General features: G+C 59.4%; 12 protein-coding genes. 3 read left to right on the top strand and 9 right to left on the bottom strand.

The features are described from left to right. The first annotated feature begins 510 nt into the window (after positions 1 to 510). The gene (locus FXB38_RS40755) at positions 511 to 1,272 is read left to right on the top strand and encodes an outer membrane protein (protein ID WP_148756519.1); all 762 of its coding nucleotides are present in this window, start codon (positions 511 to 513) and stop codon (positions 1,270 to 1,272) included. A gap of 624 nt (positions 1,273 to 1,896) precedes the next feature. On the opposite strand, the gene cax is transcribed toward FXB38_RS40755, so the two are convergent. Both cax and FXB38_RS40745 read right to left on the bottom strand, forming a co-directional pair. Beyond that, positions 1,897 to 2,997 (bottom strand): calcium/proton exchanger, encoded by a 1,101-nt coding sequence (gene cax / locus FXB38_RS40750; RefSeq protein ID WP_148756518.1) that lies wholly within the window; start codon positions 2,995 to 2,997, stop codon positions 1,897 to 1,899. 290 nt (positions 2,998 to 3,287) lie between these two features. Further along, positions 3,288 to 5,009, bottom strand: coding sequence for a SulP family inorganic anion transporter (locus FXB38_RS40745; RefSeq protein WP_148756517.1), 1,722 nt, complete (start codon positions 5,007 to 5,009; stop codon positions 3,288 to 3,290). Positions 5,010 to 5,336: 327 nt separating this feature from the next. Here FXB38_RS40745 and FXB38_RS43355 point away from each other — a divergent pair, with 327 nt between their 5' ends. Continuing rightward, complete coding sequence (locus FXB38_RS43355) at positions 5,337 to 5,681, top strand: hypothetical protein (protein ID WP_187435498.1); 345 nt, start codon at positions 5,337 to 5,339, stop codon at positions 5,679 to 5,681. A gap of 432 nt (positions 5,682 to 6,113) precedes the next feature. Here FXB38_RS43355 and FXB38_RS40740 read toward each other — a convergent pair whose 3' ends face one another. From FXB38_RS40740 to FXB38_RS40705, 7 genes are all read right to left on the bottom strand, one after another. Then, positions 6,114 to 6,443 (bottom strand): hypothetical protein, encoded by a 330-nt coding sequence (locus FXB38_RS40740; protein WP_246230595.1) that lies wholly within the window; start codon positions 6,441 to 6,443, stop codon positions 6,114 to 6,116. A 5-nt stretch (positions 6,444 to 6,448) separates the two neighbouring features. Further along, a complete protein-coding gene (locus tag FXB38_RS44355) occupies positions 6,449 to 6,712 on the bottom strand; it encodes a hypothetical protein (protein WP_148756516.1) in 264 nt (87 codons plus the stop codon). Positions 6,713 to 6,859: 147 nt separating this feature from the next. Further along, on the bottom strand, positions 6,860 to 7,165 hold the full coding sequence (locus tag FXB38_RS40730) for a response regulator (protein WP_246230600.1): 306 nt from the start codon (positions 7,163 to 7,165) through the stop codon (positions 6,860 to 6,862). After that, the gene (locus tag FXB38_RS40725; RefSeq protein WP_148756515.1) at positions 7,137 to 7,385 is read right to left on the bottom strand and encodes a hypothetical protein; all 249 of its coding nucleotides are present in this window, start codon (positions 7,383 to 7,385) and stop codon (positions 7,137 to 7,139) included. The genes FXB38_RS40730 and FXB38_RS40725 overlap by 29 nt, the downstream gene beginning before the upstream one ends. A gap of 198 nt (positions 7,386 to 7,583) precedes the next feature. Beyond that, positions 7,584 to 8,279, bottom strand: a complete 696-nt coding sequence (locus FXB38_RS40720) for a Crp/Fnr family transcriptional regulator (RefSeq protein WP_148756514.1) — start codon at positions 8,277 to 8,279, stop codon at positions 7,584 to 7,586. 372 nt (positions 8,280 to 8,651) lie between these two features. Next, positions 8,652 to 9,041: a hypothetical protein gene (locus tag FXB38_RS40715; RefSeq protein WP_148756513.1), complete on the bottom strand. Its 390-nt coding sequence runs from the start codon at positions 9,039 to 9,041 to the stop codon at positions 8,652 to 8,654. A 1,364-nt stretch (positions 9,042 to 10,405) separates the two neighbouring features. Further along, entirely contained in the window at positions 10,406 to 11,743 is a 1,338-nt protein-coding gene (locus FXB38_RS40705; RefSeq protein WP_148756512.1) for a serine hydrolase domain-containing protein, read from the bottom strand. A gap of 467 nt (positions 11,744 to 12,210) precedes the next feature. Here FXB38_RS40705 and FXB38_RS40700 point away from each other — a divergent pair, with 467 nt between their 5' ends. Further along, the gene (locus FXB38_RS40700; RefSeq protein WP_187435497.1) at positions 12,211 to 13,869 is read left to right on the top strand and encodes a sensor histidine kinase; all 1,659 of its coding nucleotides are present in this window, start codon (positions 12,211 to 12,213) and stop codon (positions 13,867 to 13,869) included. Positions 13,870 to 14,243 lie beyond the last annotated feature (374 nt).

The raw sequence follows: 14,243 nt of genomic DNA, 5'->3' as shown, positions 1-14,243 counted from the left end.
ATGGGCAACTACACATGGATGCCGTATCGTATGTCATGCGCCGAATACCCCGCTCGTCGAAACAAGATGCGTCGCAGTGACGGCGCAAGCGAAAGGAAGTGAAGCGTCGCCGGGCTCGAAATAAGCGTCCCGGCAGCGCTTATTCTCTAACTGAGCACTGAAATCCCAGTTGTCCTGCATTCTGCAATGGTCATGCCACAAGTTTGTGACGCCGGTTCGCGCCGGGGGCCGACGCTACAGTCGAACGGCGACCGGAAGCCCTGATCGCGATCTACAGTCCAACTCCCGCCGACTCTCTCGACGGTCGGCGGATTTTTCTTCTGCTGCAACATGCACGTTGGCGTGCATTCGGTTCCTTGCAAGTCCTCAATATAAATAAGGGATTCCCGCTAAACATCTGAGCCGGGTGTTGCGGCTTGGCTACATCAACCTGCGGACGAACGGGATAGCATCGATTCCTCGTGTGGGCGTCGTGCCTTTTTGAACTTCTTTCTGGGGAGATTGATCGTAATGAAAAAGCTTCTGGTAACCGCGGCCGGGATGATGGCCGTAGCTCTATCCGCCCCCGCGTCGGCGGCTGATCTGGCGGCCCGTCCCTACACCAAGGCGCCGCCCCCGGTGGTCGCGCCGATCTATGACTGGACGGGATTCTACATCGGTGCCAACGGCGGTTGGGGCCAAAGCCACAGTTGCGTGGATTTCGTCACTGCTGCGGGAACGGTCGCGAGCGGCTGCGGTGATCGTTCCGGGGGCGTTGCCGGCGGACAAATTGGATATCGCTGGCAAACCAATCAGTTTGTATTCGGATTGGAGGCTCAAGGCGATTGGGCCGACCTCAAGAACACGCGCGTGAGCCTGTTCAATCCGACGCTCTCGACCACGGCAAAGACTGATGCCATCGGTCTCTTCACCGGCCAACTCGGTTGGGCTTGGAATTCGGCGCTGCTCTATGTGAAGGGCGGCGCGGCAGTAACCAGAAATCGCTTGACTATATTCGACAACGCCACCGGGATCGGTCTGGTCTCGGGAGATAACACGCGCTGGGGCGGTACCTTGGGTGTCGGCTTCGAGTATGGCTTCACACCCAACTGGTCGGTCGGTGTTGAATACGACCACCTGTGGATGGGGCACGCAAATAACTCCTTCTCCGTGGTCGATCCGCGCCTTGCGGCGGTACTCAACGACCGGATCAGCCAGGACGTGGACATGGTCACCGTGCGGTTCAACTATCGCTTTGGTGGTTACGGGGCACCGATCGCGGCTAGATACTGATCGGTCCTTCTGCGCAAACCAAAGCCCCGGCTCGCCGGGGCTTTTTTTGCGGGCTATGAATTGCTAGCGGTTGCTGCTTCTTTGCAATGTCTGAGGCGGGTCAAGAAGCAAAGAGGGCGACCAACTGAGGCGGCCTTACTATCGTTCGTCGTTTACAATTACCGTCGAGCTCTCAAGCTGGTGCCCCAGAGCCGTCCAACTACGCGAAATGCCTAAAAGCACCGAGGATCGGCGGGCTGAAATTTGCTTATCGTTTCCCAGGACTTTGTATTTAGTAGCGTATGCGCGGCATTGATCGATCGTTGGCATGGCCATCGCTCCGATTAGGCGGGAGCACAACACTCTCTGTCACCGATGATTGCCGAGGGCGTAGCGGTGATGGCCGGACGATATACCAAATTTTAGGTTCGCGACACTTGCAACTCTGTTGTGCTTGAAGTCCGCTGCGGGTCAGAAGCGTCGATCCGGCGCTCGGCGCCAAACTTCCGGTCCGTCCTTGATAGCCGACGTGACGAGCCGCCTCTCGGACGGCAGCGATGGGCCAACAGCGGCCCCGCTCAGCTACCTCATATGAACGAGTAAACGGGCGGGGCTGGCGGACGGCGAGCAAAAGGGCCGTTGGCTTCACCCCGTCCCCTGGCCAGTCGGCGGAACCACATACAACGTCAGCGCAAAGACCGCGTAGATGAAGATGAGCAGGGCGCCGACGAACCAGGCCGAGCGCCCGCTGCTCGTAATGAAGCTCGCCGTCACGGTCGCTATCATCACCATGGTGACGGCGCCCGGCCAGAACTGCAGGCTCATCGGTGACGGTCCGACGACATAGCTGAGCAACACCAGCGCGGGTGCGACGAACAGCGCGATCTGGGAGGCGCTGCCGAGCGCGATGCTGACGCTCATGTCGAGGCGGTCCTTGCGCGCCGCAGAAGAGGCCACGGCAAACTCGGCGGCGGCGCCGACCAATGAGACGATGATGAAGCCGACAAAGGCCGGGCTCATTCCGAAAGTTTCCGCCGCCTTCTGCACGGACTCGACAAAAATCTCGCTCACGAGTGCAACCAGCACGGTGACGACGAGCAGCGTGCCGACCGCAAGGCCAATCGGCCAGTGTTCCTCGCCCTCGCCATGCTCGGCGCTTGCGAACAATTCCTTGTGAGTCTTCAGCGAGAACAGCAGGCCGAGCGCGTAAGCGATGATGAGCAGGATCGCGAGACCGACGCTGAGCCTCCGCATGACGGCCTCGCCCTGCACGAGATCGAGGTCGGCGACGGCCGACGGGGCGAGCAAGGCGACGGTGGCCATCAGCAAGAGACCGGAGTAGAGCCGCGCGCCGGCACGGTTGTATTCCTGGACGTGATAGCGCAGGCCACCGAGCAGCAGACAGGCACCGAGCATGAACAGGGCGTTGGTGACAATCGCGCCGGCAATCGACGCTTTCACGAGCATGTACTGGCCGGCGCGTAGCGCGGTGATCGCAATGATCAGCTCCGTTAGGTTTCCCAGCGTCGCGTTGAGCAGCCCGCCGACGGCATCGCCGGTCTTGGCGGCGACCGCTTCGGTCGCGTGGCTGAGCAGGGCGGCCAGCGGCACGATGGCGAGTACCGAAAGCACGAAGAGCAGCGTATGGGAATGCGGTGCGACCGCCTCCGCCACAAGCACGGCCGGCACGAAGATCAGCATCCAGAGCACCGGGGTGCGCCGGATTTCGTTGAGCAGGCTTTTCACGGCGGACGCCATCTCCATACTGGATGCGATGGCGGAAGATTCGGCCCCGCCGCGGGACCGGCATTGATCTGGCTCAACACGGGCCCCCAGGCCGGGAAGAGCATCCTGCAGCCCATTTTTCGCCATCTCCCGCAGAAATGTCGGCGTTGGGTCAAGATGCGAAAAACTCAACGTGAGCAAATTCAGTCAGCTAACCCCATTGAACGGACCTGAATGAGGCGTGCTGCCACTTCGCTCGCGGGCCAGAGTCGGAAGTCAATCGGCGTTGCGCATTTAAGTCCGGCACGTCACTAGCGCTTGGCTTGGTCCTCCCAGTCCTCCCACTCCACATCATTGATTTTCAGGTAGCTGGAAACGGCCGCGCCAATGGTTGGGAAAAAATATTGCTCGCCAAGCTGCGAAAACAGTCCGAATCTCTTCAGCTTGTCCTTTACTGGATCTTTCAATTCAGCAAAGCACAACTCGATACCCTGCGCGTGCAGCGCCTTGTCCAATTCGGCGACTGTATCGCCGGCGGAGACGTCCACGCTGGTGACCGGCTCCGCTGCAACGACCAGCCAGCGTACGGGCGTCGGCGATTTTGCCACTGCGTCCAGTACGCGCTCCTTGAAGAACTCAGCGTTGGCGAAGAACAGAGGCGCGTCCCACCGAAACAGGACCAGCCCGGGGATTCGTCGTGCATCCGCATATCTTGTGATGTCGTGATAACCTTTGACGCCATGAGCGCGACCCAACACGGCGGAGTGGGGGCGCCAGCCGTCCCATAAGAACTCGGCGATGGCGATGGCGATTGCGAGCCCAATCCCTGGAATCACTCCGAATACGGCCACACCGACAAAGCAGACCATTGCTAGCCAGAACTCCCACTGCTGAATCCGATAGATTCGATTGAGGTCGGTGACCTCAAACAAGCCGATCGCAGCGGCGATGACGACGGCCGCCAATGCAGCGGAGGGCAAATGCTGAAGCAGGTTTGGTGCCACCAGCAGAAGAACGGCGATGGCAAGCGCGCCGACGACGCTGGTTAGCTGGGTACGGGCGCCGGCGGCTTCGGCAACCGGAGTCCGCGAAGAGCTGCTGCTGATCGGGAAACCTTGAAAAAAGCCGGTTGCCAGATTGGCGGCGCCAAGCCCGACCATCTCTTGGTTGGGATCGACATGAGTGCCCAATCGTGCGGAATAGGAACGCGAAAGTACGCTGGTGTCCGCAAACGAAACCAGGGCAATGGCGCACCCGCCGACCAGTACCGGGACGATATCGCCGTAGGCGATCCAGGGGATTGCGAAACTCGGCAATCCCTCTGGAAGGGGACCAATGACCGCCACGCCGTAACTGGTGCCGAGATCAAGCGCGCCGACGACGGCGGTCGCCGCAACTACCGCGATCAGAATGCCCGGCAGCCGCTTGCTGTCCTTGAGCAGCAGGATGACCACCAGCGTGCCGAGTCCAATCCCGAATGCGCCCCAGTTTGTCTTTCCTTCAAGGATTGCATCGGCGATCGCCCATAGGTCCCGCAAAGGTCCTTCGCTCCTGACTGAGAAACCGAAGAACTTTGGCAGTTGGCTGATCAAAACGGTCAACGCAATTCCGTTCATATAGCCGTAGCGTATCGGCTTGGAGAGCAACTCGGTGACAAAACCCAGGCGCGCGATGCCGGCTAGAATGCATACCGTCCCCGAAACGATCGCCATCATGGCAGCGAGCGTTGCGGCGCGAAGAGGATCACCACCAGACAGCGGAACGACAACGCCGAGGATGACAGCTGCCAGGGCAGAGTCGGGTCCCAGCACGAGGATGCGGCTGGGGCCGAACAACGCGTAGACCAACAGGGGTACGATCGTTGCGTACAGACCGTAGATACCAGGCAAGCCCGATGCTACCGCGTAGGCAATTCCAACCGGGACCAGCATCGTCGCAAGGACGAGTCCAGCGAAGATATCGTGCGGAAGCCACGCCGTCTCATATCGATGGAGGGTTTCGATTCCAGGCAGCCAGTGGATCCAACGCCTCATTGGCGACCACTCCCAGATCCGGTCGGACTCGCTCGCCACGCGTCATGCGTTGGCTGCGTTGTCCCGCTTAGAACCAAGTCAGGCTGTTCCGACCTTCGGCAAGCGGAAGAATGTCACATCTCTCCGCTCATTCGCGTCAATTTTGGTATGTTCGCGGCACGTCCGGTTAGAGTCAAAACCGGCGGTCCAAAGCTCGCACGATCCAGGTCCGGTCTAACCCTGACACCGGACCTATCCACACCCACGACGCCAAGTAGTCCGGCACCGACCCGATCCCCAATAGATTGACAATTTGCCTGCGGCATCACGTGGCGCTTTGATCAGCCCATGCCCCATCTCACCCGCCGTCGAGACCGCAACGCCGGACAGGAAAGTTGGCTGATCTATTACGGCGATGTCCATGTCGGCAGCATCGGCCTGCGCTCTGGCAATCCGACCGAGAGCGATCCATGGGAATGGCGCTGCGGCTTCTATCCGGGATCACGCCCCGGCGAATGCACCTCCGGCAGTGCCACGAGCTTAGAGAGCGCGCGTGCTGCGTTCTTGGCGGCTTGGGCGGTTTTCTTGTCCAAGCGCACGGAGGCCGACTTCGTGGAGCTGCGGCAAGAGCAAGAATGGACTGCGCGGAAATATGCCGCGTGGGCACGCGGAGAGAGGGTGCTCGTCCAATAGGAATTACGTCCCGGCCCTGCGCTGAGGCGGCCGGGTTGCCGTCGTTGGCCCGAATGAACGGGACTACTTTTTCTGCTCGGTGGTGGTCGTGGTGGCTGGAGTGCCGTCGCGCGCGTCCCGTCGCTCGTCGCGGCCTGTACGCCGCCCTTGGCGCCGCTCTGTGCGTCCGGTGCGGCGTTCCTGCCGCCGCTCTGTTCGCCCGCTGCGCCGTTCCTGACGGCGCTCTGTGCCCGACTTCGGCGCGTCCGCTGGCGGTGCCGTGGGCGTGGCCGGTGTAGCGGTGGTCTGGGCTCCGGCCTCTGTCACCGCAAAAAGTGCGGGCGAGGCGACGAGGCCAAACACAGCTGCATATCCAAGGAAAGTGAGTGCGTTGCGACGACAGACCTGTTTCGGCACCGACATCTTCAAGCTCCCGGTTTGCTGGCCCGCTGATCAGTCATTTACTTGGTCAGCTTCAAGCCACGCTGGAATTTCCTCCGAGGGGATTGACGCTCTTGGCAGGTGCGGGATGATGGTGCCCGCAATGACGATCAATCCTTCGTTGAATCTGGCTCGCGCAAAATCCCGAGCTTCTGCTTCGGTTACAATCGTCTTGGTTAGGCGCGGATGTCGCCGTCTTAGCAGCGTGCCATCCGTCGGCACTTCAAACGTGACATACCATGTGTATTTCAATCCGCGATGTCGCTGCCCGTCATCGGTCGTTGTCCTCCGGGCCGAGACGAACCGCGACGGCTCTTTTTCTCCCCAGTTACCTGCAAACAACTGGTTTACCGCCGCACGCCAACGCGGTTGACGCCGCCATTGGCATTACCACCTGCATTATGGCGCACCGCAGCGCGGGCCACCGGACGCGCACCCAGCACCACACCTGCCCGAGCAACGCAACCCGCTGGGTAGGCAGTGTATTGGCAATACACGATCGCATTGGCTGGGGCCGGAACGAGAGTGAGACCTGCAAGGCCCAGCAGGGCGCTCGCAGCAATCCCGGCAACAGTCGCTGATTTGATCGAAACACACTTAGTCGGATGCATGGCGGACCTCCCTTTTTCGTGCCTGCAAAACAGATGCACGGGTGCCGTCTCAGGTGCGGCTTAACGCAGGGTGAGCGCCAAGGGATTGCTGACGTTGACCTAGATCAAGGAGGAACCGGCCAAGTCCAAGCGCGCTCCGTGAACGGGCTAGCGCCCTGCCGCAGCCTGTTTGAGCGGCTCGATCAGGTCGTGCGCTGAGAACGGCTTGGTTAAAAATGCGACGCATCCAGACCGCAGTGCGGCCTCGCGAATGGAAGGGGTCTCATTGGCGGTTATGAAAATGACTGGGACCGAAACGCCTTTGGCTTTGAGTTGATGCCGGAGGTCGATCCCTGATCCCCCGGACGCCGATCCGGTCGGAACGGGAGACAAGCTCCGCCAAGGATTGGACGAAATCCGCTCGCCGCGACTGGGCGCGGACGGATTACTCTTTCGACCAATTTTGAAGAGCACGAGCAAAATAGTCGCGGGCTATCGCATCCAGGGCTGCGGAAATCTGTTCGCTGGGTTCCTGGGTGGTGACCCGTTCTCGATCGAGCCTTTCGGCCTCGCGAATGTAATCCATGGACAATTCGCGCAAGCGCTGGACTTCGGGGTCGTCGGGTAAGGGTGCGATTTGAGCCAAAAGGTGTCGTGCCCGCGCGCGTGCGCGTTCGCTTCGAGAGCCATCCATGACAGCCTCCGAGGGACTTGCATTTGTAGATTTCTGATCAGTTCCCTCGGCCGAACAATAACATTCGGCGCGGAAAGGAAGGCCCTTGAGATCGGCTCGCTAGATCACAAGGGCAAACGCGCGCAGTTATGTGGCGTTCCCTACATAGCGCCTTAAATTGGGAGCCCATCGGGGCTTGCCAAACGGCAAACCTCCCATCTAGTCCCGAAGCAGGTTTTGGTACTGCGACTTCACGGTTTCATAGCATTCGCAGGCCGCATCCCGCAGGCCCTCAAGATTGGTGATCTGGATCTTGCCTCTGGTGTATTTGATGATGCCAGCCTCCTGAAGCGTGTGCGCCACGACCGTCACGCTTGTTCGATGAACACCCAGCATCTCCGCTAAGAACTCTTGCGTGAATAGGAGTGTATCGCTTTGCGATAGGTCCCTCGAACGGAGCAGCCAGCGGCAGAGGCGGGCGTTCACATGATGCGCCGCCATGCACGCGGTGGATTGCTGTGCCTGAGAGTAAAGGGTCTGCTCGTGTCTGATCAGCAGTGAAAGAAGCGGTTGGCTCTGCATGGCCGCGCCTCGGAGCCCGGCCAAGCTGCAAACCATTGCCTCGCCGCTCAGCTGGATCACCCCCCGGCTTAGCGCCATCCTGCCATCAAGCGCGGCCGACGCGCCAACGACGCCGTCTCGGCCGACCATCGCGGCCTCCACGACCTGGCCACTCGACAGTGTGACCACGATAGAAACAACTGCGCTCGTTGGAAAATAGGTCGCGTCGATCGTGTCGCCGGCCTCGAAGAGCACCTGGTCTTGCTCGAAACGCCCGAGCTTCAGGTGGGGTTGAAGGGCAGCCAGATCGCTCGGAGAAAGCGATGCGAGAAGTAAGTTGTCCCTGTGCGGCATGTCGCGCTCCCATGCTGTGGCGGGAGCGCAAAGAACTCTCAGTCAGCGGCGCCTATGGTCTGCCGTCAATGGCCCGACAGTACGCTCAAGTGGAAGTAAAGCGAGGGCTATATTGTCCCGGCTACCCGCGCGGTCTATCGTTCGGCCCAATGTCCGCGTAGGGTCACAAGCGGCGGTCGGGCTAACCGCGGCCCCGCGTCCGGTCAGCCTCGACAACCGACGTTGCAACGCCCTCAGTCTTTTCGGGTAAGGGCCAGTGCCCGACATGTAAATGGAGGTCCGCTGCATGGCCGAGAAGTGGTATTGAATGCTACCGCGGGTCACGAGTTGGTTTATGCACCAAGGCTAGCTAGTGGCCCGCGGGTAGCTCCTCTATCGACGCGCTCCGCCGCGATCAACGCCGCCATTGACATCACCGCCGGCACAGCCGGTAATGCGCGCAACTGCCTTCATGTACTTGAGATGAAGTGCGGCCCCACCTCCGTCTGACGGAGAGTTGCGCGTGGTCAGGCGATCCGAATTCAAACAGGTCTCAAGATCGAACCTGATATGCGAGCACCATCCCAGGGCGCTCTTCTCCGCCTCTTCCTTGGAGGGGCCAAACCCCACAAAGGTCTGAACGTGCCCGGCCTCGCCGGCGGCCGTCGATACGAGATTGATCTCCGAGATGTAGAAGGACGAACACTGGGCGGCCTGGGGCTCGGCCCGAGTCCCATCTGCCCCAAAGACGAGAATGATCGTGGTTAGCACGACTCGGTTCATTCTCTCCTCCTCAGTCGCGCCCCTTGGCGATCTCCGGATCAACTCAGCCAAGGCATGGATGGGAACGACTTACCACCTTGCGCAACAAAGGCCGGCAGGACCTTCAACTCCGCAAACCTCGACCCCGGCTTGGTCCGGGGTCGTTTGCTTGACGAGATCGACTGTCTCGTTGCCCGTACTGTGCGACTGCCACTAGCTCCTACTGGCAGTAGTACATCTGGCCGTCGTCGAGTTTGATCGTGCCTCCCGGGTGGCACTTGAGGCCGTTGCGCGTCGAATAGTCATCCCATCCGGCATACCCGTAGTAAGGGCTATGTCCATAGTAGGCTCTGTGAGGGTAGAGCGGTTGCCCAAAGTGAGGATCAGTCTGGGCCGCGTAAGCGTTGCCCCAATTGTTGTTGTCCGAGCCCCAGCTTGAGGAAGCGGCGACAGCGGTAGCCGTGCCGACCGCGGCACCTGCGACACCCGCGCCATACCCGTATCCGTACATAGCTCGCCGATTATGGCGACGCGCAACACCCGCAACGCTCACGGGGGTCAGCGGACGACCGACCCGCGCGTGAGCGCTCTCAACTGAGAGCGAAAGCCCGCCTTGCTCAGACCAGCCGAGGGAGAACATTGCCGCACACGCGAAGGCGGATGCAGCAAGGGCAGCTTTACTTACGTACGTCATCGACTTTCTCCTCTGTACAGGGAACCTGACGCGCTACGGTTGTTTCGCACGCTTGTAGCTGCGCTGATCCAGATCAAAGCTTCCAAAAAAGATTATATGAATCCGGCGTTGCCGGATGTTGTTTCCGTCGTCTGATCATGAACCGCCTCGTACCCTCGATGGAGGTGCACGCGACCAACTCCGCCCGACGTAGTGGCTGCGCTCATCGCAATTCCAACGTCACAGAAGTCGTCCCGGTGAAACGAAGGGCGTGTACTCATAAACCCGCGGAATAGTCAGAGCGCGTAAGAGGTCTGTTGTGCTCGTGATAGCGCCGCAATAGCGCACCTCCCCATAGGTCTGAGCTAGGCTACGGGAATTCCGGAAAGGCAAGCAAACTGATCTGTGACAATTGCCACGCGGAGGTCCGCAACGGGTCAAAAGCGCCGATCCGGCCGAGGGCCGATGACTTCCGCTCTGACTTTGTCGGTGCAGTGGCAAACTTCGCATTCGGGCCAGAATCGGTCGTGGCCAAGAGCTGCTTTAAACGTCGGCTTTGCACAGTACCGGACTCATTCAATGCAAAGGGAAGCCTATTCGATCACCTCGCCGGCGCGGCCAAAGAGTGACGGGCACCCCGAGGTAGGAGCCGATGCATTGCCGGCTAACGGCAATCGCGATCGGTCCCTGAAGTCGATCAAGTTTTGGCAGTCTACCTCACCATCGCATCGAAAATCAGCGGCGCCAACTCCGTCTCGATCCGGCCGCGGTGCGATGGTGACTGCATCATGCAGAGCGCGAACAGATCGTCATTCGGGTCAACGAAGAAAAAGGCGCCGGCCACGCCATCCCATCCATATATGCCTGGCGGCCACGGCCTCTTCGGTTGCGGCGATGTGAGCACGGCAACGCCCAATCCGAATCCGGCGTGCACTGCCAGAAAATAGACATTGGCGGGTGCGATTCCGCTCCCGGGACCGATTTGGTCCGACGTCATCAGGGCCACCGTATCCGGCTTCAGATAGTGTCGTCCGTCAAGCGTGCCGCCATTCAGGAGCATCTGCAAAAAGCGCGCGTAATCGCCGGTCGTCCCTACCATTCCGGCACCACCGGATTCCCAGCGCCTATGCACCATCGGGTCCCTGATTCCGGCAATGGGCGGATCTATCAGATCATCCGGCAGGAACTGGGCAACCAGCGGGCGCTCCGCCTCGTCCGCGACAAAAAACGCGGTATGGCTCATGCCAAGGGGATCCAGCAGCCGCTCCTTCTCGAACTGAAACAGCGATTGTCCCGAAACCACCTCGATCACCCTCCCGAGCACATCGACGGAATGGCTATAGGTCCACGTCGTGCCCGGCTGCTCGGCGAGCGGCAGGTTCGTCAGGCGCGCAGCGAACTCGGCGTTGTCAAAATCGCCGCCGTAAAGGTCGGCCTGCCGATAAAGTTTTTGCACGGGGCCGTCGCCGTAAAACCCGTAGGTGATACCGGAAGTTTGTCGCATCAGATCGAGTACGGTGATCGGGCGCTTGAGCGGTTCCAGCGTAAACACTGGCTTTCCGGTCGCGTCGGGCTTTTCCACGCCGACCTTTACGTCGGCAAAGGCCGAAATGTATTTGGAGAGGGGGTCATCGAGCGATAGCTTGCCGTCGTCGACCAGCATCAGCGCGGCAACCGATGTGATCGGCTTCGACATCGAATAGAACCGAAAGATGGTGTCATCCGTCATCGGTACCTTGGTTGCGACGTCGCGCAGGCCGAATTTTTCATAATAGACTGGCTTTCCGTGCTGCTGGATCAACAGGATCGCGCCGGGAATTTTACCGATCGCGATCTCATGTCGTAGATAATCACCGATCCGCTGAAGGCCCGGTTGCGAAAAGCTTCGTGCGGCCGGCGTATCTCCAAACGCGGCGTTCAAACTTGCAGCAACGAGCGCGGCGATGAGCGCGAACGGCACCCACCTTGCCGCCGCCTTGATTCGTTGGCCGGCTCGCGTCAGACGTTCAAAATAGGCCGAGGTACCGCGTGACGAGGATGTGCTGAACATGTGAGCCTCGCCCTAACGGCCCTGTATCGAGCCGCCGTTATTTGCGGTTGCGAACGAGCCTGATGCTGCTTTTCGCGCTCAGCAACTGAGATCGCTCTGGAAAGCTTATCCTGCAGTGCATTCCGAGCTGGCGGTATCCAGCTTGACACAGAGCAACAAAGACCAGCTGCCGTCCCCGCTCCTGGCGCTTTGCTCCTCTTGCGTCTCTAGTTAGTTTAGAACGATTTCCTCCGGCGTGGAAGCTATCGCGTGACGTGCAGACAAACCGGTCGAGCCTTCTTAGCGCCGCTCTTCGGGTGAATGCCAAACTCGTTGGTGCTGGCAATCGTCCTGCCTGCGATGTCCGAGTTGGGTCAACAGCAGACCTCACCGGGAGGTCGGTCGAGCTTCAAAAAGTAGCAGTGTCTATGGACCGGGCCAGCCAACCCAGTACTATCGACCGTACTCATGTGGCTGCGGGGGATGGTGTGCCGATCTCAACGAAGGAAACGTCCGCACTATTGGCTCCTAATGCGGTAAGTGAAGCGCCTGCGTTAATCGCGAGCGTCCCGGCCAGCGCGCAGCATCGAAGGTTTGCGTTTGGCGTTGTTGTTGTCTTATTGGTCGTCTTCGTAACAAGCCTGCCGTTCGCAACTATACAGGCGCCGCGAGTTGACGCTTTTCTTACGGTAAGCCAAGCCATAGTTTTATTTGCGGAGTTTCTTACGGCGATTTTCCTGTTTTCGCAGCATTCCATTCAACCTCGACCAGGCCTGCTCGCGCTCGCAAGCGGGTATATTTGTAGCGGCCTGTTTGCATTTTTGCAAACGCTTGACTTCCCGGGTGCGTATAGCTCGATTGGATTGATTACCGGCACCCCCAGCGGGGCGGTCTGGTTATTTTTTTTCTGGCGCTTCACGTTTCCGCTTTCTGTCATTGCCTACGTGTTGTTGAAGGAAGCGAAAGAAACAATCAGCCCGCTCGCAAGGCTCGGCTCGGGCCAAGCCATCGGCATCACCATCGCGTGCGCAATCGTTACGACGTTGGGCCTGACGTGGCTCCTCGTGGCCGGATATCTGCCAAGTCTGAACATTGGCGCAGCGCAGCAGCCGTTGGTTCAATACATTGCCGTCGCAACGTGGTCACTTAATAGCATAGCAGTCGTGCTGCTGTTTATCCGGCTGCGTACCATCCTCGATGTATGGCTCATCGTTGCCGTCTTTGTGTCGTTACCTGATCTAACATTTGCAGTCTTCTATGCTGTAACCATCCGCTTTTCTGTGGGTTGGTACGTCGGCAAGGCTTTTCTTCTGATCGGCAGTTGGACAGTGCTGGTTGTTCTGCTCTGGGAAACGACGATGCTTTACGCGCGCTTAGCCAGCGCGACGATCTTGCAGCGGCGCGAACGTACCAATCGGCTTATGAGTGTGGACGAGGCGACGGCTGCAGTCGCACATGAAATCAACCAGCCCCTTGGCGCAATGTCACTTAACTGCGAGACCGCGTTGGCTTGCCTCACGATAAGCCCACTCAATCTTGAAGAAATACGCTCCTGTCTGATGGACGTAATGACCGACAATCGCAGGGCGCGCGAAATAGTCGCAGGTATTCGTTCACTGTTTAAAGCAGCTCCCGGCCAGAGAACCACTATTGATATCAGTCGTCTTGTTCAGGACGTGCTTCGGATGGTTGAGAATGACCTGCGGGTTCACGGAATTTCCGCCTCGACCCAATTTCAGGAAGGCCTTCCAATGATAACGGGCGACCCTATCCAGTTGCAGCAGGTAGTCTTAAACCTAGTTAGAAATGCTATTGATGCGATAGCAAGCGCTCCGGGACCGACGAGGGCCGTTCGATTGGTGGCGACAAAAGGGACCAATTCTGCCGTCTCGCTTCTTGTGCAAGATAGCGGGCCCGGACTGACGTCCAAAAGCGAAACGAATATATTTGATCCGTTCTTTACAACGAAAGCCTCCGGTATGGGGTTGGGACTTTCCATTTCTCGGCGGATCATTGAGGATCACGGCGGCGATTTGCGGCTTGTGGAAGCAAACTCAAACGGCTGCCGCTTTGAAGTTATTCTTCCGATTGCAGCCACGAGCGACGGTGAGAGTTTCAGGGGATTAAGCGCCACTGCTAGGAGCTGAACGGGGGTTCGCGAAGACTAGGCGTGGGGTACTGATGACCGTTTCGGGTCAAAAGCGTCGGTCGGGCGCTCGGCTGCAAACTTCCGGTCCGTCCTTGAGAGCCGACATGACGAGCCGCCTCTCGGACGGCAGCGATGGGCCAAAGGACTAAACCGCTCGCGCGGTAGGGCACTGCGGCGGGCGGCACAGCCAAAACGATAGCGCAACAGGGCGTCCTGTCTTGAGATCGAGGGGTTTCGACAACCTCACTCAAGACAGGAGCATCCCCATGACCGACGAGGCCATGAGCCCATTGCGGCGGCGCATGATCGAAGACATGACGATCCGCAAGTTAGCGCCGAAGACCCAACATGACGTAACCATGCGCTGTAGGC

Origin of the sequence: Bradyrhizobium cytisi (genome assembly GCF_008123515.1) — a bacterium.
Taxonomy (GTDB): domain Bacteria; phylum Pseudomonadota; class Alphaproteobacteria; order Rhizobiales; family Xanthobacteraceae; genus Bradyrhizobium; species Bradyrhizobium cytisi.
This window is presented reverse-complemented; position numbering and strand designations above follow the sequence as displayed.

Excerpts from the sequence above, each read along its gene's own strand:
- FXB38_RS40720 (WP_148756514.1), bottom strand. The coding sequence starts at position 8,279 with ATGCCGCACAGGGACAACTTACTTCTCGCATCGCTTTCTCCGAGCGAT.
- FXB38_RS40745 (WP_148756517.1), bottom strand. The coding sequence starts at position 5,009 with ATGAGGCGTTGGATCCACTGGCTGCCTGGAATCGAAACCCTCCATCGA.
- FXB38_RS44355 (WP_148756516.1), bottom strand. The coding sequence starts at position 6,712 with ATGCATCCGACTAAGTGTGTTTCGATCAAATCAGCGACTGTTGCCGGG.
- FXB38_RS43355 (WP_187435498.1), top strand. The coding sequence starts at position 5,337 with ATGCCCCATCTCACCCGCCGTCGAGACCGCAACGCCGGACAGGAAAGT.
- FXB38_RS40705 (WP_148756512.1), bottom strand. The coding sequence starts at position 11,743 with ATGTTCAGCACATCCTCGTCACGCGGTACCTCGGCCTATTTTGAACGT.
- FXB38_RS40725 (WP_148756515.1), bottom strand. The coding sequence starts at position 7,385 with ATGGATGGCTCTCGAAGCGAACGCGCACGCGCGCGGGCACGACACCTT.
- FXB38_RS40715 (WP_148756513.1), bottom strand. The coding sequence starts at position 9,041 with ATGAACCGAGTCGTGCTAACCACGATCATTCTCGTCTTTGGGGCAGAT.
- FXB38_RS40755 (WP_148756519.1), top strand. The coding sequence starts at position 511 with ATGAAAAAGCTTCTGGTAACCGCGGCCGGGATGATGGCCGTAGCTCTA.